This window comes from Microcystis wesenbergii NRERC-220, assembly GCF_032027425.1.
In the GTDB taxonomy this organism is placed as follows: domain Bacteria; phylum Cyanobacteriota; class Cyanobacteriia; order Cyanobacteriales; family Microcystaceae; genus Microcystis; species Microcystis wesenbergii_A.
Genome location: NZ_JAVSJA010000001.1, coordinates 2,800,692 through 2,823,043, shown reverse-complemented (window position 1 = coordinate 2,823,043; position 22,352 = coordinate 2,800,692). Strand labels below are relative to the sequence as shown.

Sequence of the window (22,352 nt, the reverse complement as noted above, 5' to 3'; positions counted from 1 at the left end):
CACTACAACGCCCACCCTACTCCAATGGAAAGGCTATAGATGACTACTACTCTTGAAAGCTTACAGGAATTTATTGATTTTTGTCAACAGCATATTACTGGCAAAGAAAGGAAAGAAGCTCAGATTTTCCTAGACCGTTTCTTTCGAGTTTTTGGTCATAAAGGTGCGTTAGAAGCGGGTGCAACCTATGAGGAGGCGATTACTAAAGGTAGCAAGAAAGGTAAAACCGGATTTGCTGATTTAGTTTGGAAACCTCGTGTTTTAATTGAAATGAAAAAGCGAGGAGAAGATTTAAGTAAGCACTATCCCCAAGCTTTTGAATACTGGAGTCGATTGGTTCCTAATCGCCCTCGCTATGTCTTATTATGTAATTTTGATCAGTTCTGGATTTTTGATTTTGATCTTCAAATAGATGAACCGGTAGATCGAGTAAATCTCAACGATTTGAAAAATCGGGTGAGTGCCTTCAATTTTATGGAAGTAGGGAATCGTACCCCTATCTTTCAGAATAATCAAGTCGAGATTACAGAAACGGCGGCGCGGCGGATGGGTGAGTTATTTCAACTGTTAAAAAAACGCAGTCATAAAAGCGGTTTTGATGAGTTGACGGCCCAGCGATTTATTTTGCAGTGTGTATTAGCAATGTTTGCTGAGGATCGAGGATTGTTACCAAGAGATTTATTTATTTCTTGTGTACAAGAATGTCTAAATGGGGGCAATTCCTATGATGTCTTGGGGGGATTATTTCAACAGATGAACCAACCCGGAATTACCCCCGTTGGCAAGTATCAGGGAGTGGATTATTTTAATGGGGGACTGTTTAGTATAATTCATCCAATTGAATTAACTAATAAAGAATTAGAGTTTCTGGATGTGGCGGCGCGTCAGGATTGGAGTAAGATCCGTCCGGCAATTTTTGGTAATATTTTTGAGGGGACGGCTAATGCTGAAGAACGCCACACCTACGGAATGCACTTTACCTCAGAAGCGGATATTATGAAAATTGTTCGCCCAACTATTAGCCGTTACTGGGAGGAGAAAATTGAGCAAGCTGGGACGATTGGTGAGTTAAATACACTTCAGTTAGAATTACAGCAGTATAAGGTATTAGATCCGGCTTGCGGTTCGGGTAATTTTCTCTATGTCGCCTATCAAGAATTAAAGCGCATTGAACAGTTATTAATTGAAAAGATTGCTAACCGTCGTCGTTCTTCTAGTGACCAGTTACAGATTAGTTTTGTTACGCCTAAACAGTTTTATGGAATGGATATTAATCCTTTTGCTGTAGAGTTGGCGCGGGTGACTTTAATGATTGCCAGAAAGGTGGCGATTGATAAGTTTAATTTGACGGAAGCTTCTTTACCTTTGGATACTTTGGATAGTAATATTATTTGTGCTGATGCTTTGTTTACGGATTGGCAAAAAGCAGACGCAATTATCGGTAATCCTCCATTTTTGGGAGGTAAACACATGAGATTAAATCTCAGTGATGATTATGTTAATAAAGTGTTTGGAAGGTTTTCTGAGGTTAAAGACTCGGTTGATTTTTGTTCCTATTGGTTTCGTCTAGCACATAATCAATTAGATGAGAAAGGAAGAGCGGGTTTAGTCGGAACTAATTCTATTAGTCAAGGGAAAAGTCGTGTAGCGGCGTTGGATTATATTACTCACAATGGTGGACACATTCATGAGGCGATTTCTACTCAGCCTTGGTCTGGTGAGGCTAATGTTCATGTTAGTATTGTCAATTGGAGTAAAGTTGAACCAGTAAGTTATTATTTAGATAATCATCAAGTTTCTCAAATTAATTCTTCTTTAAAAGCGACTGTAGATGTCTCTAAATCTCCGCGATTAAAAGCTAATCTTAATCAATGTTTTCAAGGAGTGATTCCTGTTGGTAAAGGTTTTCTAGTTAGTGAAAAACAAGTTGATGAATGGATTAAACAAGATTCTAAAAATAGGAATGTCCTTAAGTTGTTTTCAATGGGAGCAAATCTAGCCCAAAATCCTCACGGTAAGCCAGAACGCTGGATTATTGATTTTAATGATATGAGTTTAGAGGATGCTAGTGAATATACACTACCTTTCGAGCATATTAAAGTAAATGTTAAGCCAGAAAGAGAGATAAATCGGATGAAAGTCAGAAGAGAGAATTGGTGGAAGATGGGATCGAATGCTTCAATAATGAGAGAATATATTGTTAAAAAATCGTTTTATTTTACTGTCCCACGAGTCTCTAAATGGGCGGTTTTTATTCCAGCACCTCTTGACTGGCTTCCTGGAGATTTAAATATTGTTCTTGCCTCCGATGATTTCTACATTCTCGGTATCCTGACATCTAAGATTCATCGCCTCTGGGTAAAAGCTCAAAGTTCAACTCTTGAAGACAGAACTCGCTATACTAATACAACCTGTTTTGAAACCTTCCCTTTTCCCCAGAAACCTTCACAGGAACTTGTCGAAAAAATCCGTAAAACCGCCAACGAATTACACGAATACCGCAGCCAACAGATGGAGAAAAAACAATGGGGAATCACCAAACTATATAACCAATTCTTTAACGAACCCAGTAGCCAACTGTATCAACTCCATCAGAAATTAGACAAGCTAGTGATGGAAGCATATCACTTCCAAGCTGACGACGACATCTTAGAGAAACTATTAACCTTAAACCTGGAATTAGCAGAAAAAGAGAAGCGAGGAGAAACCGTCATCGGTCCCTGGTCTCCTTACTCTTAGATTACTCCAAAGCCTTACATTAGATTGAAACAATCTGAATTTCCCTGACTCGGTGCATTGGTTTGGTTGGCTTTTCGGTGGTGATTAGTTCATCAGCTTGAATTTGCAGCGCAGCAGCAACATGAAGTGCATCCATCGCCGCTAAACCGTAAGTGCCAGCAATTTCATGAGCATTCTGTATAATTTTTTCTAAGTCAGTTGCCCAGTAATTAACAGCCAGAAAAAATGTTTCGTAAAATTCTATTTCTTCTTGTTGCTTGTTAAAAGTTGCTTTAGGCAATACTTCTAACTGAACAAATCGACTGGAGGCAAACTCCCGATTTTCATCGTTGAGAATTTGATAGGCTTTGATACTGGCTGATTGGATGCCTTGGAAAGCAGTAATCAGTACGCCAGAGTCTATGTAGGCTTTCCTATGACTCACTGCACCCTCCTCGACGTGCAGCAAGTTCTTGTTCTATTTCCTCTTCATTGAGCAGTTGCAATCCAGCTGCGATCGCCCGATGTCGGATTTCCCATAACTTTTTGCTTAATGGTGTTTGGGGAATAAATTTAGCTTCTGGTGTTGTTTGTGACTCAGATTTAAGTATTTGAACAAATTGCCAAACTTTTTGTTGCTTTTCCGGGGTCAATTCTCGCCATTGTTCAAGTAGTTCTTCTTCTTTATCCATAAATACCTCGCTCTTAAATTACCCATTCCTCGAATCGTTGGCTGTCCAAGACATATTTGTGGATTAACTTTCGGCTCTTGTAGTAGATATGTATGGGTAGTTCAGGTGTTTTAGGTGGGAACTGGTTCACCTGGCCGCAAACTAGACCATTTACCAGTTTCGCGTAAAAAGCTTTCACAACCCACCACATCCCACTCCATTTCGATATAATCTTCCTTGGTGCGAATGTTAACGTTAATAGAAGGGTTCTTCGCTTCAAAGTCCGGTGTCTCGGTGAGATGACGTTCCTGATGTTGTGTTTCTACGGCATGATAGGTGAGACAGCGATCAACAAAATAGCAGTTAATACAAATACACATAGGTTTAACTCTATAGGTCTTTTCCGCTAATCTAGCTCAGTCTCTCCCCAAATGGGGCCTGTCAAAATTATATTTTTGTAAATTTATCTTCTCGATGTCTTGTCAAAAAAACCTAGATAGTTTAGTTAAAGAAGTTTTTGCGATTAATCGGCAAGAATTGCCAGAAAATGCTTATTTAGTCGGTGGTGCTGTGCGAGACGCTTTATTAAACCGTCAGAAAGACTATATTGACCTAGATTTTGTGGTTCCCGAAAAAGCGATCGAAATTGCTCAAACTATTGCCCATCATTATAAAGCGGGTTTTGTGGTTTTAGATGCCGTTCGTCAAATTGCTCGCGTCGTTTTTCCGCAGGGTACTCTTGATTTCGCACAACAGGAGGGAGAATCTCTAGAAATAGACCTAAAAAGACGGGATTTCACCGTTAATGCTCTCGCTTATAATCTCCACACCCAAGAAATTTTCGATCCTTTAGGGGGATTAAAAGATTTAGGCTGCCAATCCCTGCGGATGATTTCCCCCGAAAATCTCCAAGATGATCCCCTAAGATTATTAAGGGCCTATCGACAAGCGGCTCAATTGGACTTTGAGATCGAACCCCATACCCGTGCAACTATTCGTTCTCTTGCCCCTTTATTGCACCGTGTAGCCGCCGAAAGGGTACAATCCGAGTTGAATTACCTTTTGCTCAATTCCCGTGGCAATAAATGGCTAAAAAGTGCCTGGGAAGATGGCTTATTATCTCTCTGGTTGCGTCGGATTACCCCCGCAAAAATGGAGCGAGTTATGGGGGTGGAAGCGGCAGCGGGATTTTTAGAATCTTTGTTACCGGAAAAATTTATCTTTTCCCCTTCTCAGTTACAGTTGACAAAATTGGCCCTATTGGTATCGGATATTTTGGCAGAAGCGGAAAAAGAGTTAATCGATCTCAAGTATTCCCGTGGGGAAATTCGCACGGTAATCACGGTGATTAAGTGTTTACCTCCCCTCAAGGAGGCAGATAATTTAAGTCTGCGGGAACAGTATTTTATTTATCTAAATACGGGAAAAGTATTTCCTATCTTTGCCCTTTTTGCTTTATCAATGGGGATTAACAAAAATATCGTCGCTTCTCTGTTGACTTCCTATCTCGATCCCGATAATATTATCGCCCATCCCCGACCTTTATTAAGGGGCGATGATTTAATTAACCATTTACACCTGGAACCTAGTCCGATTATCGGTAAGTTATTAACCGAGGTACAAATTGCCCAAATTGAAGGCAAAGTCACAGTTTTTCAGGAAGCGATCGATTTTGCTAAAAAGTTATTATAAGTGGTTGGTTATAATTAAATTAAAAATGGATTTTAGGTTCGATCCCCCCTGCCCCCCTTGATAAGGGGGGTGCCGATAGGCGGGGGGATCTACCCTTGATAAGGGGGGTGCCGATCCCCCCTTAATCCCCCCTTAATAAGGGCGGCATCTGACAACTTTTAACGCCTACCTACTTAGCAATTGTTCACAGTTTGGAGAGTTTTGTCTGTTAATCAGAGTTTTAGATTCCGATTGAGTCTCGGGGTTTCGACTTATCCAAAACTCAGATTATCCACAACTGAGATTTATTTAGTTTTAAGCTGTGAAGATTGGGGAGCGTTTTCTCCTTCTATAGCAAAGAGCGGGATAGTTAGGACATAATAGAGAAAAAGAAATGAGGAGAAGCTTTCATGGCAGCACCCTATAGTGATGATTTAAGACAGAAAGCAGTGAGTGCCGTAGAGCGAGGGGAGAAAAAAAGCCATGTCTGTCGCACCCTCAATATTAGTCGTAATACATTAGACCTATGGCTGAAACGGAAGAAACAAACTGGGACGGTGGCCGCTAAAACTAACTATCGTCGAGGGCCGAAGCCCAAAATTGACGATTTAGAAGCCTTTCAAAAGTTGGCCGAACAATATGGGCATTTGACCCAAGAAAAAATGGCGCAAAAATGGGCTAACCCAGTCAGTAGGATGAGAATTGGTCAAGCGCTCAAAAGAATTGGATTTACTAGAAAAAAAAAACTTATGGCTACAGAGAAAGAGATGAAGAAGCCCGAAAAGAGTTTCTCCAAAAAATCAGAGGTTATGCCCCGGAAAGATTTGTCTATATTGATGAAGCTGGAATAGATAACACCATCGATTACCCTTATGGATATTGTCACAAATCAGAAAGATTTGAGGCTTTAAAGTTAGGTCACTGTAGCGAAAGAGTTAGTGTGATCAGCGGTTGGTGGCGTGGTTCCACGATCGCGCCAATGGTGTTTGAGGGGTACTGTAATACAGAGTTGGTGTGTGAGTGGATAGAACAATTGCTATTACCCGAACTACTACCCGGTCAAATTATCATCATTGATAACGCCAGTTTTCATCCCAAAGAGAGAATCAAAAAATTGTTAGCTAAAGCGGGATGTGAAGTGCTATTTTTACCCGCCTATTCTCCAGATATCAACAAAATTGAAAAGTTCTGGGCTAGATTGAAAAACTATGTTAGTCAGATTATCAATGATAGTGAAAACCTTGTGGATGCTGTGAGTAAAGCCTTCAGGCATCTGTCCTAACTAACTCGTTCTATGCCATACAACTAAAGATTTCACATGAGAACCTTGAAACTTTTCCATATTGCTCACTCGCCACATAGCCAGGGGAAAAGTAATGGCAAATAAACCAAAAAGTCCCACTAATATCCAGACGATATCGTGCATTTTACGCGAGGAAAACTTTCTAACTTGAGCGTTCATTTTGTCACCTCTTAGGCTTTAAGTTAAAGGTAAATAGGGAAATAGTGGATGCCATGACATGGCCGTGGCGGCAATCATGAGGGCAAAAAACCAAAAGAGAATGGTCTTAGCTTTTATCTGGCGATCTTTCCAAAGATAATGCAGTATCGGCCAACTGACTAACCAGCCAATTAATAACATCGTTTCTTTGCCGGTATAACTGCCGATATTGCCCCACATTTTGCTAGGATTTTTACTGCCAGGTATCCAACTGCCCAAATTCCAAAGAAGAGTTTCTACGGTTTTTGAATGGTCTGCATCGGAAAAATGGTGAGCAACCATCATTAAAAAACAGCCAATACCAGCACTAATAATCGCCGCCGCTGCTGGGCCAGAAGTGGCGGGGGAACGTTTGGCACCTTGGGCTAAACCTTGGGGAAATTGTTTTAAAAAAGCCCAGATTTTTCCATACCAAGGACTATCGACGTAACGTTGAGTCATCAGATTTGTTCCTATTTTTTCAGAGTTCGTAAGTGTCTAAAACCGAAAAGTCCCACCACTAAAAGTCCCCAACCGTATTACCAGCAGTAGGGAAACGACCGACGATTTGACTTTGGTTGCTAATGCTGGCCGCCCTCGTATCCGTACCATCGGGGCTAAGTTTACACCCCCTAGGGCGGGAGCGGTGATAGATAACCCGAAAACCGTAGCTAAAACGAGCAAAAGTTTAATTTTGTTCACTTTTGAGGTAAAGTAGCTAAATAATGGTTTACAGGGCGTGAATTTTGGCAACACCGAGGCCGCTAACGAGTCCACCCATGGCAAAAAACATCATCGCCATCAGGGCAATGCAAGTGACCGTTAACACCGGTCGATTAGCTTTGTCTAGGATTGAGTCGCCGTATTTCCAGAGAATCCAAGTGCAGGCCACCCCTAGGGGTAGGGTAAAAAGGACGCTGAATTCGTGGTATTCCATGAGGACGTATTGACCGAGGGGCGAATTTTCCTTTAGCCATGCCCGCGCACCGCCAAACTCTAAACCGGCCCGATAGCGCATATAGGCTAAATTGCCAGTGGCGATCGCCAAAGAAGCGAGGACGGTGGACCAGAAGGTGAGGGTTCGCATTTGCTGCAAAATTTTGCCAGAACCTCTTAGCAGCGGAAAAGCGAGATGACCAGCGTAAACAATCACGACTAGGGCTAATAGGGAACCAAAACCGTGAATTGTGCCTAGCCATCGCTGCCACGGACTCGGATGCAGCAGGTTGACGAAGGGCAGAAATAAAAATAGGCCCGCCGAGAGGATTCCTAGCCCATAGACGCAAACGGTGGCTATATCTAGGGTTTTAGGAAAATCAATTTTTTCTGATTCTGTGGTATAAGATGACATCGGTTTCTCCTTAACGGTCTAGAGAAGCTAAATGGGATTATTTCTCATTTAGCCCGGAATCTTGTTAGAACAAGTCCAGAGGGCATATTTGTCCAACCATCAGGGCATTTTTGGACTCAAGTTGACAATAAATAGAGTCAAGACTTGAATTTCGCCAATTCAAGTCTGAATTGCATCCCTGTCTGCTCTACAGCGTTTCTCGGATATATGAGGTATGTTTTCGCAACTGAAATTCTTACTTCGGCAAGGTTTATTACAATTCACCTTGACGAGAAACGCTACATCTTAATATGATCCCTGATTCGGGGTGCGATAGTCAAGACATTTTCAAGGAAGATTGTTAATAAAGTTTACGGATATTTTTACCTAGTTCTTCGTTACTTGGTATGGTTTGATCGGGTGGCATAAATCGACTACATCCTTATTAGATGAGCTTACCCTGAGAATCTGGCAAAGAAGGTTAGAAACTCAGTACATCAAAGCTTTTAGCTTAACTAATTAGGACTTGCTGAATAATGGTAAAACCCTTTGAAAATAAGGCTTTTGACCTGTTAAAATCTGATGTTAGTGCAGGAAAATAGGATTGGGACATTCAAAAACCTTGCATTATTCTCCTCGTAGTACAAAACTGGCACAAAAAAAGAGGGCAACAAAGCCTGAAACGACCGACTCCTGACTCCTGACTCCTGACTCCTACCCCCACGAAAAACTTTTTCAGCAAACCCTAATTAGGTTTTGGATTCGGCCCTTGTTATCAGGGAGCAACGTTACGCGAAAAAACCGAGTTAAATCTCAAAATTAGGCGTTTTTATCGAAAAAATTGTCGAATCGAATTTTAAACAAAAACACGATGCTGTAGGGAAGGCATTTGTCGTCGCACCTGTTGCAGACGTTGGGGATTAATTTCGGCAATTGCCACCCCCGCTTCTTCCCCCGCGTCGGCTAAAACCACACCCCAAGGATCGATAATCATAGCGTGACCGTGGGTGTAACGGCGTTCGTAATTATTGCCCGTTTGAGCAGGAGCTATTATATAACAAGTATTCTCGATCGCTCGCGCTTGTAACAAAACTTTCCAATGATCTTTCCCTGTAAAAGCCGTAAACGCCGCAGGTACAAATAAAACATCGGCTCCTTGCCGCGATAAATAGCGATAGAGTTCGGGAAAACGCACATCATAGCAAATCGAGAGGCCAATTTTGCCCAAGCTATCGGAGCCATAAATCGGCGGTAAATCGATCCCTGCCATGACTGTACTCGATTCCTGATAGGTGTTACCATCCGGGACATTGACATCAAAGAGATGGACTTTTTGATAACGGGCTAATTCCGCACCGTTGCCATCAACTAAAATAGCCGTATTATAAGCCTTATCGGGAATACCCGTCACCGGCACGGGAAAACCACCCCCTAAAATGGTCACTTGAAACCGTTGGGCCATGGTGCGGAGGAATTTATCGGCTTTTCGAGCAATAGTCTCGGCCTGGGCGATTTTATCGCTTTCTGCCCCCATAAAAGCGAAATTTTCTGGTAAACCGATTAATTCCGCCCCTTTACCCACGGCAAGTTCGATCAATTCTTCAGCGGCAGCGAGATTTTTCTCTAAATCCGGCTGACTGGTCATTTGAATGGCGGCGGCGAGATAGGATTTCATGGGGGTTGAAGCTCTAGAGTCGGATAATCTCTGTAAAATTAATCATAACCTTCGATTATATCCAATTTCAGATATTTTGTCACCCCATGAGTAAAATTGTTTTCTGTGACTTTGATGGCACTATCACCGCCGTGGAAACTTTTGCGGGTATGCTCAAAGAATTCGCCCCCGATTTATCGGCCCAAATTATGCCCCAAATGTACGCCCGCACTCTGACTCTGCGCCGGGGTGTTCGTCAACTGCTAGAGTCGATACCGAGCCAAAAATACGCCGATATTCTTGCCTATGCCGAAAGCAAGCCAATTCGCCCCGGATTAGCCGAATTCCTCGCTTTTTTACAGGAGCAATCCATCCCTTTTATTATTATCTCCGGTGGTATCCAAGCCATGATTGAAACGGTCTTAAAACGGGAGGGACTATTAGATAAAGTGACGGCAATTTATGGGGTCAATCTTCATACTCAAGGGGAATATCTGCAAGTTCATTCCGATTGGGAAAATGAGACGGAATTAGTGGCTAAAGCCTTGATTATGGCCAAATATTCAGGAGTAGAAACTATTGCGATCGGTGATTCTGTTACCGATATTACCATGGCTAGAAGGGCCGATCTAGTTTTTGCTAGGGATCGTTTAATCGATTATCTGCAAGCGGAAAATCAACCCTATATTCCTTGGGATAACTTTTTTGAGATTCGCGAATATCTGTTATTGAGAGATTAGGGATTGGCTGTTAATTAGGTAGGGGTTAAAAATTGTCAGATCCCCCCTTGGATTAAGGGGGGATCAAAGAGGGCGAATGCAATTCGCCCCTACGATAGATAATATTATTGCGCCAATGGTAGGAGCGCACTGTGGTCAGTGAGTTTATCGAACTGCGTGCGCCCTGTAATATAGATATTTCGACCAAATTGAGATTTACTACCCTACTCTTAAGGGTAACAATAATTATAAAATTTTGTAAATTTGTGTTGTTAGATATTGCAAAATCTCAATTTTTGTTGACAAGACAGAACCAAATCGGGGGGGGGGGTAGAATCCCGTTATGGCTCTGTTTTGTCATTAGAGGAACTAACTTAAAATTTAGTGATTGGCAATTTTGAAAAAACCAATTTTTCTCCCTTGCCAATGTCGCTTAATTTGAGATTTTCTCCTTTAAAGGTCAGTCAGAACATTTGTTTGTTTGTTTGTTTTGAGGAAAATTTCTGGATATGAAAACTTCGACTGTGCTTAAAAATTGCTCCAGAGTAGCAGCCGGTACTGTCTTTGTAACTTTGGGGATACTGACTACGGGAACCGCCCATGCCGCTGAATTGATTACCAACGGCGGCTTTGAAACAGGTTTTACGGGTTGGAATGTCTCAATACAACCTGGGAGTAACTCGACGAGTGGTTTCTTTATTGATGATGCTAACGGCTCCACGCCTTTCAGTGGTCAAGCAACTGTTGGTCCAGCCAGTGGCTCTTTCTATGCAGTGTCTGACCAAGGCGGTCCGGGAGCCTATGCGCTAACCCAGACTTTTATCGTTCCTGGAGCTGCCTCATCGGTAATTTTGTCTTACGATATGTTCGTCAATGATTGGAGTGGACTTGGACCTATCGTCAATCCATCTGGACTAGACTACACCAGTATTCCCAACCAACACGCACGGGTGGATATCCTAGTTGCTGGGGCCAACCCCTTCTCAACCAATCCTGCGGATATCGTCGGTAATTTCTATTTAGGAAACGATCCCTTTGCTTCCAATCCTAACCCTTATACTTCTTATAGTTTTGACATTACCAGCTTGGTAGGAGCAGGCGGGAGCTACATTCTCCGATTTGCAGAAGTTGACAACCGGTCATTTTTTAATCAAGGAGTCGATAATGTCAGTATTGATTTTACTCCTCTAGCTACTCCTGTTCCCGAACCTGCTTCAGTCTTGGGTTTACTCGCCATTGGTGCTTTAGGTGCGGGTGCAGCCTGGAAGCGCAAATTAAAATAAAAAACTGGTCAATCTAGCCTTAAATTAGCAGCGATCGCGCTCTATCAATAGAGTGCGATCGCTTTTTGGGGTTATAATAATTAAAGACACGATAAATTAATTCAAGTCAAGCCCATGCCACTAACTCTTAATTTAACATCGGAAATCGAACAATATCTCAGCCAAAAAGCGAGGGAGAAAGGTCTTTCTCTAGAAGCTTATGTCCTAAAGTTGCTCAAGGATACTATTTTAGAACAAGAAAAACAGACTAAACTGGTTAATTTACCTCAGTCTTGGATTGATGAAAAAGATGAACAATAACAAAAAGAAACTGGCGAATATTTAATAGAAAAACTCGAACAAGATCGCTTATCTGAGCGTCCTTTATTTCCGGCTGAATTAAAGGGAGTAACTTGGTGAATAGAGTAGTTTTATTAGATACGGGAATTATCGGTTTAATTACTAATCCTAAGCGATCGCCTGAAAGTCTAGCTTGTAATTTTTGGCTACAAACACTAATTAAAGCAGGTATTAGGGTTATTCTTCCAGAAATTGCTGATTATGAGGTGCGTCGAGAGTTGTTACGCGCTAACAAGATTAAAGGAATTAAGCGACTGGATGAGTTAGCTAACTTAATAGAATACCTAGCCATTACAACGGATGCAATGCGAAAAGCTGCTTTATTTTGGGCGCAGGCACGCCAACAAGGACAACCCACAGCAGGAGATAAAACAATTGATGGTGATATGATTTTAATTGCACAAGCTGTCACGTTATCTGTGAAAAATCCGATAATTGCAACAACAAATGTAGGTCATTTATCCAAATTTGTCAGAGCAGATTTATGGCAAAATATTAGTTTTGATTGACATCTTTCTCAGAGGAACTTTATTGCAAGGGAAGTGACGCAAACCGAACGAGAAGCTTATGAAGAGGGATGAGCCAGAAATGGAAGATGATTTACGGACAGAGTATGACTTGAAGCACCTCCGAGTTAGAAAGTTAGGCTCTGGAAGAAAAAGCTTTGGTGGAGTCACTGTGCGCTTGGAGCCTGATGTCGCAGAAATGTTTCCCACTGCTGATGCGGTTAACGAAGCATTAAGATTGTTGATCAGAGTAATGCGAGATAACAAAACTCTTGCTTCTACAGTACAGGCTAACATGAAGGCTGAGTCCTGACGAAATGCGGGGCGGGATTGAGTATTTATGAGAAAGCGAAGGGAATGGCGAATAAAGCTATAGTCTCGAATTAGATGCGATCACGCTATATTTGTAGAGGGCGATCGCTTTTTGTGTTATGATGGTAGGAGTGTGGATGAATGAAGCAAAATTGAAAATCTATTTCGACGCTTGAATTGAGGAAAATTACTATGAAAGTTAAAACAGATTTGACTATTCCTGAGATTAAGGAAATTAGCAAAGAGGGAGTTAAAGCTCTTGTAGAGAGATTGGGAATTGCTAAAGCGGCTTTCTTTCTAAGAGAAACAGCATCCCAACCTCTAAATTATTTAGAAACTAAAGATCAGTTATTTGGTGAAATGACAGCGACGGATATTTACGCTCAAAGTAAAGGCGGCTATCACTGAAATGATTGAGGAAATTCGTCAAAAAGTTAGACAAAACCAATTGGAATTTTCTCAACACGCTGTCAATCAAAGTATCCTGCGTCAGATCAGTGTTCAAGAATTACGGGAGGCGATGGAACAAAGCGAAATTATTGAAGATTATCCGGCTGATAAGTATGGTGCAAGCTGTTTACTTTTGGGATTTACTCTAATTAATAGAGCCTTACACATTCATTGTAGCTATCCCTCTCGCCCTTTGCTCAAAATTATTACCCTATATGAACCCGATCCAAATTTATGGATTGATTTTAAATCAAGGAGAACACCAGATGTCAACTAATTCTAGACAAGAAACCTTAATTGAACAAGAAGTTACCTATACCCTTGAAATCAATGGCAATTTTTTTATTATAGAAAATGTCCCCGCTAGAGTCTGTGTAGAAACGGGAGAGCGTTTTTTTGCACCAGAAACTGTCGAACGCTTGCAGGAAATTATCTGGGAAAATAAGCGACCAAAACGGGTAATTGAAACACCAGTATTTGACTTTGCTAGTTAGTGTTTAATAGAAAACTGGCAAATCGAGCAACAATTGAAGTCTTAAATTAGGGGCGATTGCGCTATATTTGTAGAGTGCGATCGCTTTTTTGGGTTATAATAGTTAAAGACACGATAAATTAATTCAAGTCAAGCCCATGCCACTAACTCTTAATTTAACATCCTCAAGCTACTTAAAGATACTATTTTAGAACAAAAAAAACAGACTAAACTGGTTAATTTACTTCAATCTTGGATTGATGAAGAAGATGAACAGGAACAACAAGAAACCGGTGAATATTTAATCGAAGCACTCGATCAAGATCGTTTATCTGAGCGTCCTTTATTTCCGGCTGAATTAAAGGGAGTAACTTGGTGAATAAGCTGCCCGCAAATTTAAATTGCTTGTTGAGATCAGGCAAGGGGGGATTGGTGGAGATTTAGCTGCGCGGGGGTAGCAAGCTCCTGTCCTCCCTAAGGGGGTTTGGGGAGTAGAAACCCTCAAGGGCTGGGATTGGGTGATAAAATAATCAGAAGCAAAGCCCAATTTTAACCGAGGGGTTCCTTTAAAAAATCCCAACTTAGTCAATATCAAAAATGAGATGTACCCCAGAGGAGTTCTCCCTATGGATAGCAAACGATTAATCGAAGAATTAAAAAATCCCGACTTTTATCCTCATTCTGTCAAAATTCCCGTTGAAATTATCCAAACCCATGCTTCAATTATCTTCTTGACAGGAGATTATGCCTATAAAGTCAAGAAACCAGTTAATTATAATTTTTTGGATTTCTCCACTTTAGAAAAGAGAAAATATTATCTAGAACAGGAACTAGACTTAAATAAAAGAGTTGCCGCCAATATCTATCTGGAAGTTTTGTCAATTAATGAGGAACGGGGTAGCATAAGTTTAAATGGAGAAGGGAAAGCGATCGAATACGTTTTAAAAATGAATCAGTTTCCCCAAGAATGTTTACTGAGTAAAATTTTTGAACGGGGAGAAATAACGGAAAAAGCTATAGAGTCTTTGGCTGAAAAAGTGGCACAATTTCATCGGCAAGCTGTGACTAATTCCTATATTACTCAATTTGGCAATTTAGAAGTTATTAAACAAGCTTTTGATGAAAACTACCAACAAACCGAGAAATATATTAATCTTGTCCAAACCCAAAAACAATACGATGAAACGAAAGCTTATACAGATAAATTCTTCGCAGAACACGGAGATTGGTTAGAAGAAAGACAAATAAAAGGGATGATTCGCGAATGTCACGGCGACTTACATTTAAATAATATCTGTCAGTGGCAGGGAGAAATACAATTATTTGATCGCATAGAATTTAATGAATCTTTTCGCTTCGTTGATGTCATGTACGATATTGCTTTTACAGTCATGGATTTAACCGCTAGGGGGAGAGAAGATTTCGCTAATTTATTTGTGAATACTTATTTAGAACAAACCGCCGACTGGGAGGGTTTAAAAGTCTTGCCTCTCTACCTGACCAGACAAGCGTATGTGAGGGCAAAAGTCAATAGTTTTTTGCTTGATGGTGACAGTTTTTACGAGAAAATTAAAGCAGATGCACAAGATTATTATCAATTAGCTTGGCAGTACACACAACCGCAGAAACCGAGATTAATTCTGATGTCGGGATTTTCTGGATCGGGTAAGAGTACCATAGGGAAAGTAATTGCTAAAAATCTTAATGCTATTCAGATTCGTTCCGATGCAGTTCGCAAACATTTGGCTGGAATTGACTTAAATCAAACGGGAAGTCTAGACATATATAGTCTCGAAATGAGTCAAAAAACCTTCGCTAGACTGGCAGAATTAGCGGAAATTTTAATAGCTTTAGGTTATCCAGTTATTCTCGATGCACGCTACGATAAATATGCTTGGCGAGAACCTTTATTAACCTATGCCCAAAATTTACAGATTCCTTTTCATATTGTCCATTGTCACGCACCTATAGAAGTTTTAAAACAACGGATTGCCGCTAGAAAAGGCGATATTTCTGACGCTACTATCGAGGTTTTAAATGCCCAAATTGAGAAAACAGAACCTTTTAATGAAAAAGAACAACCCTATCTAATTTCCCTAGACACTACTAATCCCGATTGGCCAGAATTTTTGGAGAGTCAATTAGGTAAATAGCTTGAGATGAATCAACGATAGGGCCATTCTTATAATTAAGTTATAGTTGATAAAGTAGCAAAAAGGAGAAGCGATGGAAACTGTAGTGTTAAATCTAGAGACAGTTAATCTGACCGATGAACAATTTTATCATCTCTGTCAGGCTAATCAAACATGGAATTTAGAACGTAATCAAAAAGGAGAATTATTAATTATGCCTCCCGTGGGTGGAAATACTGGTAAACAAGAAGCTAATTTGATTGTTAAAGTGGGGGTATGGAACGAGCAAACTCAACTTGGTGAGGTGTTTAGTTCTTCGACAATTTTTCGTTTACCAAAGGGAGGATATCGTTCTCCTGATGTTGCTTGGATAAAACGGGAGAGATGGGAAGCTTTGAGCGCAGAAGAGCGAGAAAAGTTCCCACCTTTGTGTCCCGATTTTGTGATTGAATTACGTTCTCGTAGCGATTCTTTAACCTCTTTACGCGACAAGATGCGCGAATATTTAGCCAGTGGTTTACGTTTGGGTTGGTTGATTAATCCTCAACAGCAGCAGGTGGAAATCTACCGACTAAATGGCGGTGTGGAAATTATTAATTTACCTGCTACTTTATCCGGGGAAGATGTCTTACCCGGGTTTGTTTTGCATTTAACTTAGGAAGAATGACAGGGAATAACAAAGGGAATGAGACAGAATCAGGATATCTCTATTCTGTCAAAACATTTCCAGAAAAGCGATCGATTGTCAGCTTGAAGGTGTATAATCTCTCAAAAGCCAGCATCAAGCTACAAAGTTCTCAATATCGCCCAAAAAAAAGAATCAGGATTTCAGGAACAGATTCTCTGGCTACTTCTTCAAAGAAAGAGGAAACTCTCAGTCACAACATTGATATTTGTCAATAATGTCACCTAAAATTTTCAATCATCACTTTACTCCTCTTAAATCCCTCTCTCTGGGATTATTTCTCCTGCAAGCTTTCACTCCCCTCACCCTAGCAGCCCCCCCGCGAGAACCGGATCAAACCGTCGGCTGTGATATTCTGGTGGTGGGTGGTGGTTTAGCCGGTGCCGGTGCGGCCTACGAAGCTTTATTATTAGGAAAAACCGTCTGTTTAACCGAGATTACCGACTGGGTAGGGGGACAGATATCTTCTCAGGGAACCTCCGCATTAGATGAAAGACGAACACAAAGAGAAAAATTATTTTTCCCGAAAGGTTATCTAGAATTTAGGGAAAGAATTAGAAAGCATTACGGGAAACGCAACCCCGGGGAATGTTGGGTAAGCGGGTCTTGTTTTTTGCCTTTTGATGGACATAAATTATTATTTCAACAGTTAGAAGACGCTGCCAAAAAAGGCAAAGGAACCCTGAAATGGTTTCCCTCCACGGTAGTCAAAGAATTAAATATTGAAACTTTACCCAATCGCGGTACTGGTCAACAGATTACCAGTGTAATTGCTATTCAACATAGTCCCGCAAAAGGTACTCCTCCCCTAAATACCGAGTTTTTATCGCAAAAAATGGAGGATATCTATCGCTACGAAAATTCTCCCCGTTTTGATAAGAAAATCCTCCGTTTTGTCCCCAAATCCTCCCAACCGAATCAATTAGCAGATTGGTATGTGATTGAAGCGACCGAAACCGGGGAAATAATCGGATTATCAGATATTCCCTACCGTTTAGGTGTCGATAAGCGCAGTTATCTCGAACCTTCTTCCTCTAGCGTCACTGGCGACCCCTACTGTACCCAAGGCTTTACCTATACCTTTGCCATGGAGGAAACAGAAAAGCCACAAACCCACGAGAAACCCGTTTATTATGAACGCTATGCCCCCTATTTTAGCTATGAATTGCCGCGATTAGCCGATTTTGACCTCGTTTTCACCTATCGTCGTATTTGGAGTCCGCAACTAGGTAAAGAGAAAACCTTTGGGGGAATTACTTTTACCGAACCAGTTCCAGGGGATATTTCCATGCAGAATTGGACTTGGGGAAATGATTATCGTCCGGGGACTGGGAAGGATAACTTTATCTACACCCGTGAACAGTTGCAACAGCTAGGACAGTTATCTCCGGGGGGATGGATGGGAGGATTACGCACAGAAACCCTCGCGAGGGGCGAAGAACACGCCATTTCCTACTATTATTGGTTAGTAGAAGGAACCACCGATTCCCAGTTAGGGGACGGGGTAAAAGTTCCCCATTTGAATAACCGTTATCTCTCCGGTTTTGATTCTCCCATGGGTACTGCCCACGGTTTGTCAAAATATCCCTATATTCGGGAAGCAAGACGGATTATCGGTCGTCCTTCCCTGACTTTCCCCGCTGGTTTTACCGTCACAGAAATCGATATTTCCCGACAAAATTTTCAAAGCGATTTCTATCGTCAAAATCTTTCCCCGGCAGAATATCGGCGCTTAATTGCCACCTTGGCAGGATTAGAGGGATTTTCCGTACTTGATGGCACATTATCCCCCGATAAGGCCGTTAAACGCAAGCGATCGACTATTTACCCCGATTCCGTCGGTATCGGCCACTATGCGATTGATTTTCATCCCTGCATGACGGAACATCCCCCCGAAAAACCGGGTAATACAGAAAAAGCAGGAGAAAGACAGGGACAAGGGCAAGCTTATCCCTTCGAGATACCTTTAAGGGCTATAATTCCCCAAAAAATCGATAATTTACTGATAGCGGGTAAAAGTATCGCCCTCAGTCATATTGCCGCGGCCGCCTATCGTGTCCATTCCTTCGAGTGGTCCTCCGGGGTAGCTGCTGGCATCACGGCAGTGTATGCTTTAGATAATAATGTACTGCCCTATCAATTAGTAGAAAGTGATTTTCTCATCGGCAATAAACAACTGCGAGAATTACGGCAAAAAATCGACGCAAGTGGTAATCCAACTATGTTCCCCGATGCCTCAATTTTCCAGTCGATGGATAATTGGTATTAATTAGGGTTTACTGAAAAAGTTTGTTGGTGGGGTTAGGAGTCGGGAGTCAGTATTCTCCGAGTCAGTATTCTCCCCTCTCCCTTCTCCCCACCCTCCTATACCTTTTAAGCAGAATTTAGTATTAAGTAGTCGTGCAAAATTAATTTCCTAGTCGAGACGGTCGTCAGGAGACTGTCGTCAGGAGACGGGAGACGGGAGACGGGAGACGGGATACAGCTATTAGGGATCGGATTTGAGTTTTCAGTTCACTGTTTCCTCACATCAGAAGTCTGACGGAGTAGTGGCTTAGATGTGTAATTAATTGTGCTTAGATACTTACAAGAGGTCTAATAGGAAAAAACCCCATCTTGAACAAAGATGGGGTAAGGTAAAAATCAAATCAATCTAAACAGTAACAGGTTCTCGATCGAGGGGTTTAACGCGATTGAGCAGGGTCTGCAATTGTTCCCCTTCAATCACCTCTTTACTGAGGATTTCTTGGGCAATTTCTTCGAGTAAATCGCGATTTTGAGCCAGGATATCCAGGGCCTGCTGATGACCATTTTCGACAATCTCTTTCACTTCATTATCGATCGCTTTGGCCGTATCATCGCTCACCAAGCGCCGGGGATTCATCATGCCATCTCCCAGAAAACTATTCTGTTGACCTTTTTCGTAGGCTAGAGGACCCAAGGTCTTACTCATACCATAGGTCGTCACCATACGTTCGGCCAAGTCCGTCGCCCGCTGCAGGTCATTAGCGGCCCCAGTAGTAATACTACCGAAGATAATTTCTTCGGCGGCCCGACCGCCTAAAAGAGTAGCAATTTGGTCGCGTAATTCCGTATCATCCATAAGGAAACGGTCTTCCGTGGGCATTTGCAGGGTATAACCGAGGGCTGCCATGCCGCGAGGCACGATCGAAATCTTAGCAACTTTACCACCCCCCGGCATAACTGCACCGACGAGAGCGTGACCAACTTCGTGATAAGCGACGATTTTCTTCTCTTTTTCCGAGAGAACCCGGCTTTTCTTCTCTAAACCCGCCACTACCCGCTCGATTGCCTCATTAAAGTCCTCTTGGGCGACGGTGCTGCGTTGATTGCGGGCTGCCAATAAAGCGGCCTCATTGACTAGATTAGCTAAGTCAGCACCAGCAAAACCGGGGGTACGGGTAGCAATCTGTTTTAAATCCGCATCCGAGCCTAATTTTACCTTACCTGCGTAGATTTCGAGGATTTTTAAGCGTCCAGCCAGATCGGGGCGATCAACTAACACTTGGCGATCAAAACGGCCGGGGCGTAAAAGGGCGGGATCAAGAGTTTCGGGGCGATTAGTGGCGGCCAGTACGATCACCGTCGCATCACCAGCGTTAAAACCGTCCATTTCCGTCAATAATTGGTTTAAAGTCTGTTCCCGTTCATCGTTACCCCCCATAAAATTACCGTTAGCGCGAGATTTACCGATCGCGTCTAATTCATCGATAAAAATAATACAGGGGGCTTTTTTCTTGGCCTGTTCAAACAGATCCCGCACTCGGGCTGCCCCTGCACCGACAAAGAGTTCCACGAATTCCGAACCTGAGATACTAAAGAAAGGAACCCCCGCTTCTCCTGCGACTGCTTTTGCCAGCAGGGTTTTTCCTGTCCCCGGCGGACCGACTAGGAGGACACCCTTGGGAATCCGCGCCCCGATTTGAATGTAACGTTGGGGATATTTGAGAAATTCGACGATTTCTGCCAATTCGGTTTTCGCTTCTTCCACACCGGCCACATCTTTAAAAGTGGTTTTGGTGGTGTCTCCTTCCACATAGACTTTAGCGCGACTTTTGGTAATCGAGAGGGCCCCGGCCGGACCACCGCCGCCGCTGCGGGCGAGGAAAAATTGCCAAATACCGACAAAAATCAGGGGAGGAATCACCCAACTAAGGACACTACCAATCCAGCCATTTTTTGGCGGTGGAGCGGCGGCGAATTCTACGCCCTTAGCTTCCAGACGTTTGGGCAATTCTAGGTCAAAAATCGGTGTAGTGCTGAAAATTCGTCCGTAGTTGCCCTCTTGGTCGTTTTTAAGCTGATAACGAATCTCATTCTGTCCCACGGATACCCTAGCGACGTTGCCATCTTCCACTTGGTCGATAAAAAGACTGTAGGGAACTTTGGGGACGCTAGGGCCAAATAATTGCGGAAAAAGGAGATTAACAATCAGAAATAAGCCGCCTACGGCTAATAAAACATTACCGATCAGGCGAGATTGTGAAGGAGGTTTGCTTTTTATACTCATTGCTGGGCCTGATTCATTAAAATTAGTCTCTATACTTTCCCCATTGTAGGCTGTTGACTGCTCAAGTTCAGATTGAATCAGGCGGGGGGATTACCGTCGTCTTCGGGCGGTTTTTGCCCTAGTAAAGCGTCTAGACGAGTTTGGGCAAGCTCAAAATCCGGCGCAATCCCTAAAGCTTTTTGATAACAGGCGATCGCTGCTTGGGTTTCGCCCAAATTTTCTAGGGTACTGCCGCGATTGTACCAAGCTTGATAAAAATTATCGTCCGCTTCTAGCACCTGTTGCCAACATTCTAAGGCTTCTTGCCAACGTTGCAGTCCGTATAGGGCGCTGCCTCTAGCGTTAATGACTTGGTGATCGTTGGGGGTGATTTCTAGGGCGCGATCATAACTATTTAAAGCTTCTTCGTAGTTACCAATCATGGCTAAGGCACCACCACGATTATGCCAGGCCGAGGCTAATTGGGGATCGATCTTCAGGGCCTGTTCCCAATCAGCGATCGCATTTGACCAATTGCCTAAATTTGCCTGTTCTAAGCCCTGATTAAACCAATCTGCGGCAGTTTCAGGGTTTTTACCCTCCTGGGAGGAAAATTGAGCGATCAGACTATTAATAATGCTTTCTGCGTCCTTATTTTCGATGCCTAATTGTTCGGCCATTTGGCCCGCTAGGGTAGGATCGTTGTGCAGACGGTTAAATAATTCATCGAGGGTGAGGGTTTCTAATTGGGGATTTTCTGGGTCAGCACCGTTAAAATCGCTAGTTTCACTGGAATATAAGAGATTTTCTGGGGTAGCAACAGTATAACTGCCCGGGTCCTCATCTTCGCCGGCGTATTCCCAGATTAAAGTGGCAGTTTCTTTGGTGTAGAGTTGATAACCGATCTCGTAGGAAGCTTCACCAATACGTTCAATTCCGGGGAAAGCGCGGGCTAATTCTCCTAAACGAATCATTCTGGTGGCGAGAAGTTGGTTAAGGGAAGCGGAGGATTGCAGACGGGTCCCAAAGCGCTCTAACCATTCTACCCAATCTTTTTGCCGACCTCGATCGCCCAGTTTTTCAAAAAATCTCAGAATTCTGCCTTCGTGCCAACCGTGGGCCACTCCATCGAGTAACTGCATATAGAGAAATTCGTAATCTGTATCGGTTAGGGGAACAGATTCGATCGCTTGTACTTTCCCCTTTCCCCCTTGTCCCCCCAAAAGTCGGGTAAAAAAGTTTTCTATCGCGCGCCAAAGTTTTCTTAAAAGTCCCTGCATTCTAATCTCGACACTGGTTTTATTAATCTTGCAAGCGTAACCCAATTAGTCTAGCAGTTATCAGTTATCAGGGAATAGGGGTTAGGGTTTGGGGAGATTTGTCAGGGATCGGTAAACAGTAAACAGTGAAAATACTCCCC

23 protein-coding genes and 3 pseudogenes are annotated in these 22,352 nt (G+C 42.5%); 17 read left to right on the top strand and 9 right to left on the bottom strand.

Annotated features, from left to right (window positions below; translation table 11 throughout):
• The first annotated feature begins 39 nt into the window (after positions 1-39).
• The gene (locus RAM70_RS13980) at positions 40-2,739 is read left to right on the top strand and encodes a DNA methyltransferase (RefSeq protein WP_312674289.1); all 2,700 of its coding nucleotides are present in this window, start codon (positions 40-42) and stop codon (positions 2,737-2,739) included.
• Between the two features lie 19 nt (positions 2,740-2,758).
• On the opposite strand, the gene RAM70_RS13975 is transcribed toward RAM70_RS13980, so the two are convergent.
• The 3 genes from RAM70_RS13975 to RAM70_RS13965 all read right to left on the bottom strand — a co-directional run bounded on the left by RAM70_RS13975 (position 2,759) and on the right by RAM70_RS13965 (position 3,769).
• Positions 2,759-3,163 (bottom strand): type II toxin-antitoxin system VapC family toxin, encoded by a 405-nt coding sequence (locus RAM70_RS13975; protein ID WP_008207411.1) that lies wholly within the window; start codon positions 3,161-3,163, stop codon positions 2,759-2,761.
• Positions 3,153-3,410 (bottom strand): hypothetical protein, encoded by a 258-nt coding sequence (locus RAM70_RS13970; RefSeq protein WP_002793765.1) that lies wholly within the window; start codon positions 3,408-3,410, stop codon positions 3,153-3,155. Before RAM70_RS13970 ends, RAM70_RS13975 begins: the two co-directional genes overlap by 11 nt.
• A gap of 110 nt (positions 3,411-3,520) precedes the next feature.
• Positions 3,521-3,769 (bottom strand): Ycf34 family protein, encoded by a 249-nt coding sequence (locus tag RAM70_RS13965; protein WP_002795917.1) that lies wholly within the window; start codon positions 3,767-3,769, stop codon positions 3,521-3,523.
• A gap of 94 nt (positions 3,770-3,863) precedes the next feature.
• Here RAM70_RS13965 and RAM70_RS13960 point away from each other — a divergent pair, with 94 nt between their 5' ends.
• The 3 genes and pseudogenes from RAM70_RS13960 to RAM70_RS13950 all read left to right on the top strand — a co-directional run.
• Positions 3,864-5,081 (top strand): tRNA nucleotidyltransferase/poly(A) polymerase-related protein, encoded by a 1,218-nt coding sequence (locus RAM70_RS13960; protein WP_312674281.1) that lies wholly within the window; start codon positions 3,864-3,866, stop codon positions 5,079-5,081.
• 389 nt (positions 5,082-5,470) lie between these two features.
• The gene (locus RAM70_RS13955) at positions 5,471-5,911 is read left to right on the top strand and encodes an IS630 transposase-related protein (protein ID WP_312672026.1); all 441 of its coding nucleotides are present in this window, start codon (positions 5,471-5,473) and stop codon (positions 5,909-5,911) included.
• Positions 5,857-6,342 (top strand): annotated as a pseudogene (locus RAM70_RS13950) (IS630 family transposase); the annotation flags it as partial. The gene RAM70_RS13955 and the pseudogene RAM70_RS13950, both read left to right, overlap by 55 nt.
• On the opposite strand, the gene RAM70_RS13945 reads toward RAM70_RS13950, so the two are convergent.
• The 4 genes from RAM70_RS13945 to RAM70_RS13930 form a co-directional block, all read right to left on the bottom strand.
• A complete protein-coding gene (locus tag RAM70_RS13945; RefSeq protein ID WP_312674279.1) occupies positions 6,343-6,522 on the bottom strand; it encodes a hypothetical protein in 180 nt (59 codons plus the stop codon).
• A gap of 18 nt (positions 6,523-6,540) precedes the next feature.
• Positions 6,541-7,002, bottom strand: a complete 462-nt coding sequence (locus RAM70_RS13940) for a hypothetical protein (RefSeq protein ID WP_079209429.1) — start codon at positions 7,000-7,002, stop codon at positions 6,541-6,543.
• A 268-nt stretch (positions 7,003-7,270) separates the two neighbouring features.
• Positions 7,271-7,891, bottom strand: a complete 621-nt coding sequence (locus RAM70_RS13935; protein ID WP_190381343.1) for a hypothetical protein — start codon at positions 7,889-7,891, stop codon at positions 7,271-7,273.
• Positions 7,892-8,726: 835 nt separating this feature from the next.
• Positions 8,727-9,545, bottom strand: a complete 819-nt coding sequence (locus tag RAM70_RS13930) for a carbon-nitrogen hydrolase family protein (protein ID WP_287768348.1) — start codon at positions 9,543-9,545, stop codon at positions 8,727-8,729.
• 86 nt (positions 9,546-9,631) lie between these two features.
• On the opposite strand from RAM70_RS13930, the gene RAM70_RS13925 reads away from it, so the two are divergent.
• The 13 genes and pseudogenes from RAM70_RS13925 (at position 9,632) to RAM70_RS13865 (ending at position 18,691) form a co-directional block, all read left to right on the top strand.
• Positions 9,632-10,264 (top strand): HAD-IB family phosphatase, encoded by a 633-nt coding sequence (locus RAM70_RS13925; RefSeq protein WP_312674271.1) that lies wholly within the window; start codon positions 9,632-9,634, stop codon positions 10,262-10,264.
• 488 nt (positions 10,265-10,752) lie between these two features.
• Positions 10,753-11,526: a PEP-CTERM sorting domain-containing protein gene (locus RAM70_RS13920; protein ID WP_242017346.1), complete on the top strand. Its 774-nt coding sequence runs from the start codon at positions 10,753-10,755 to the stop codon at positions 11,524-11,526.
• Positions 11,527-11,640: 114 nt separating this feature from the next.
• Positions 11,641-11,925 (top strand): annotated as a pseudogene (locus tag RAM70_RS13915) (hypothetical protein).
• Entirely contained in the window at positions 11,922-12,374 is a 453-nt protein-coding gene (locus RAM70_RS13910) for a PIN domain-containing protein (RefSeq protein ID WP_080754219.1), read from the top strand. The pseudogene RAM70_RS13915 and the gene RAM70_RS13910 overlap by 4 nt, the downstream one beginning before the upstream one ends.
• Before the next feature lie 58 nt (positions 12,375-12,432).
• On the top strand, positions 12,433-12,684 hold the full coding sequence (locus tag RAM70_RS13905) for a hypothetical protein (protein WP_045356544.1): 252 nt from the start codon (positions 12,433-12,435) through the stop codon (positions 12,682-12,684).
• A 191-nt stretch (positions 12,685-12,875) separates the two neighbouring features.
• The gene (locus tag RAM70_RS13900; RefSeq protein WP_045356542.1) at positions 12,876-13,091 is read left to right on the top strand and encodes a hypothetical protein; all 216 of its coding nucleotides are present in this window, start codon (positions 12,876-12,878) and stop codon (positions 13,089-13,091) included.
• 1 nt (position 13,092) lies between these two features.
• Positions 13,093-13,410, top strand: a complete 318-nt coding sequence (locus tag RAM70_RS13895) for a DUF4258 domain-containing protein (RefSeq protein WP_002755280.1) — start codon at positions 13,093-13,095, stop codon at positions 13,408-13,410.
• Positions 13,349-13,627: a YgiT-type zinc finger protein gene (locus RAM70_RS13890; RefSeq protein WP_002755282.1), complete on the top strand. Its 279-nt coding sequence runs from the start codon at positions 13,349-13,351 to the stop codon at positions 13,625-13,627. Before RAM70_RS13895 ends, RAM70_RS13890 begins: the two co-directional genes overlap by 62 nt.
• 159 nt (positions 13,628-13,786) lie before the next feature.
• Positions 13,787-13,984, top strand: a pseudogene (locus RAM70_RS13885) (hypothetical protein); the annotation flags it as partial.
• Positions 13,985-14,231: 247 nt separating this feature from the next.
• Positions 14,232-15,758, top strand: coding sequence for a bifunctional aminoglycoside phosphotransferase/ATP-binding protein (locus RAM70_RS13880; protein WP_312674263.1), 1,527 nt, complete (start codon positions 14,232-14,234; stop codon positions 15,756-15,758).
• 73 nt (positions 15,759-15,831) lie between these two features.
• A complete protein-coding gene (locus RAM70_RS13875) occupies positions 15,832-16,395 on the top strand; it encodes a Uma2 family endonuclease (protein WP_045356534.1) in 564 nt (187 codons plus the stop codon).
• Positions 16,396-16,400: 5 nt separating this feature from the next.
• On the top strand, positions 16,401-16,640 hold the full coding sequence (locus RAM70_RS13870; RefSeq protein WP_152606946.1) for a hypothetical protein: 240 nt from the start codon (positions 16,401-16,403) through the stop codon (positions 16,638-16,640).
• Positions 16,640-18,691, top strand: a complete 2,052-nt coding sequence (locus RAM70_RS13865) for an FAD-dependent oxidoreductase (protein ID WP_312674260.1) — start codon at positions 16,640-16,642, stop codon at positions 18,689-18,691. The genes RAM70_RS13870 and RAM70_RS13865 overlap by 1 nt, the downstream gene beginning before the upstream one ends.
• Positions 18,692-19,075: 384 nt before the next feature.
• On the opposite strand, the gene ftsH4 is transcribed toward RAM70_RS13865, so the two are convergent.
• Positions 19,076-20,953: an ATP-dependent zinc metalloprotease FtsH4 gene (gene ftsH4 / locus RAM70_RS13860; protein ID WP_312674258.1), complete on the bottom strand. Its 1,878-nt coding sequence runs from the start codon at positions 20,951-20,953 to the stop codon at positions 19,076-19,078.
• A 77-nt stretch (positions 20,954-21,030) separates the two neighbouring features.
• Positions 21,031-22,212: a tetratricopeptide repeat protein gene (locus RAM70_RS13855; RefSeq protein ID WP_045356616.1), complete on the bottom strand. Its 1,182-nt coding sequence runs from the start codon at positions 22,210-22,212 to the stop codon at positions 21,031-21,033.
• Between the last annotated feature and the right edge of the window lie 140 nt (positions 22,213-22,352).

Bases quoted from the DNA above. Each gene is read 5' to 3' on its own strand.
- RAM70_RS13930 (WP_287768348.1), bottom strand. From the start codon at position 9,545: ATGAAATCCTATCTCGCCGCCGCCATTCAAATGACCAGTCAGCCGGAT.
- RAM70_RS13875 (WP_045356534.1), top strand. From the start codon at position 15,832: ATGGAAACTGTAGTGTTAAATCTAGAGACAGTTAATCTGACCGATGAA.
- RAM70_RS13880 (WP_312674263.1), top strand. From the start codon at position 14,232: ATGGATAGCAAACGATTAATCGAAGAATTAAAAAATCCCGACTTTTAT.
- RAM70_RS13895 (WP_002755280.1), top strand. From the start codon at position 13,093: ATGATTGAGGAAATTCGTCAAAAAGTTAGACAAAACCAATTGGAATTT.
- RAM70_RS13905 (WP_045356544.1), top strand. From the start codon at position 12,433: ATGAAGAGGGATGAGCCAGAAATGGAAGATGATTTACGGACAGAGTAT.
- RAM70_RS13855 (WP_045356616.1), bottom strand. From the start codon at position 22,212: ATGCAGGGACTTTTAAGAAAACTTTGGCGCGCGATAGAAAACTTTTTT.
- RAM70_RS13955 (WP_312672026.1), top strand. From the start codon at position 5,471: ATGGCAGCACCCTATAGTGATGATTTAAGACAGAAAGCAGTGAGTGCC.
- RAM70_RS13940 (WP_079209429.1), bottom strand. From the start codon at position 7,002: ATGACTCAACGTTACGTCGATAGTCCTTGGTATGGAAAAATCTGGGCT.
- RAM70_RS13970 (WP_002793765.1), bottom strand. From the start codon at position 3,410: ATGGATAAAGAAGAAGAACTACTTGAACAATGGCGAGAATTGACCCCG.
- RAM70_RS13965 (WP_002795917.1), bottom strand. From the start codon at position 3,769: ATGTGTATTTGTATTAACTGCTATTTTGTTGATCGCTGTCTCACCTAT.
- RAM70_RS13890 (WP_002755282.1), top strand. From the start codon at position 13,349: ATGAACCCGATCCAAATTTATGGATTGATTTTAAATCAAGGAGAACAC.
- RAM70_RS13945 (WP_312674279.1), bottom strand. From the start codon at position 6,522: ATGAACGCTCAAGTTAGAAAGTTTTCCTCGCGTAAAATGCACGATATC.
- RAM70_RS13980 (WP_312674289.1), top strand. From the start codon at position 40: ATGACTACTACTCTTGAAAGCTTACAGGAATTTATTGATTTTTGTCAA.
- RAM70_RS13920 (WP_242017346.1), top strand. From the start codon at position 10,753: ATGAAAACTTCGACTGTGCTTAAAAATTGCTCCAGAGTAGCAGCCGGT.
- RAM70_RS13960 (WP_312674281.1), top strand. From the start codon at position 3,864: ATGTCTTGTCAAAAAAACCTAGATAGTTTAGTTAAAGAAGTTTTTGCG.
- RAM70_RS13870 (WP_152606946.1), top strand. From the start codon at position 16,401: ATGACAGGGAATAACAAAGGGAATGAGACAGAATCAGGATATCTCTAT.
- ftsH4 (WP_312674258.1), bottom strand. From the start codon at position 20,953: ATGAGTATAAAAAGCAAACCTCCTTCACAATCTCGCCTGATCGGTAAT.
- RAM70_RS13900 (WP_045356542.1), top strand. From the start codon at position 12,876: ATGAAAGTTAAAACAGATTTGACTATTCCTGAGATTAAGGAAATTAGC.
- RAM70_RS13865 (WP_312674260.1), top strand. From the start codon at position 16,640: ATGTCACCTAAAATTTTCAATCATCACTTTACTCCTCTTAAATCCCTC.
- RAM70_RS13935 (WP_190381343.1), bottom strand. From the start codon at position 7,891: ATGTCATCTTATACCACAGAATCAGAAAAAATTGATTTTCCTAAAACC.
- RAM70_RS13925 (WP_312674271.1), top strand. From the start codon at position 9,632: ATGAGTAAAATTGTTTTCTGTGACTTTGATGGCACTATCACCGCCGTG.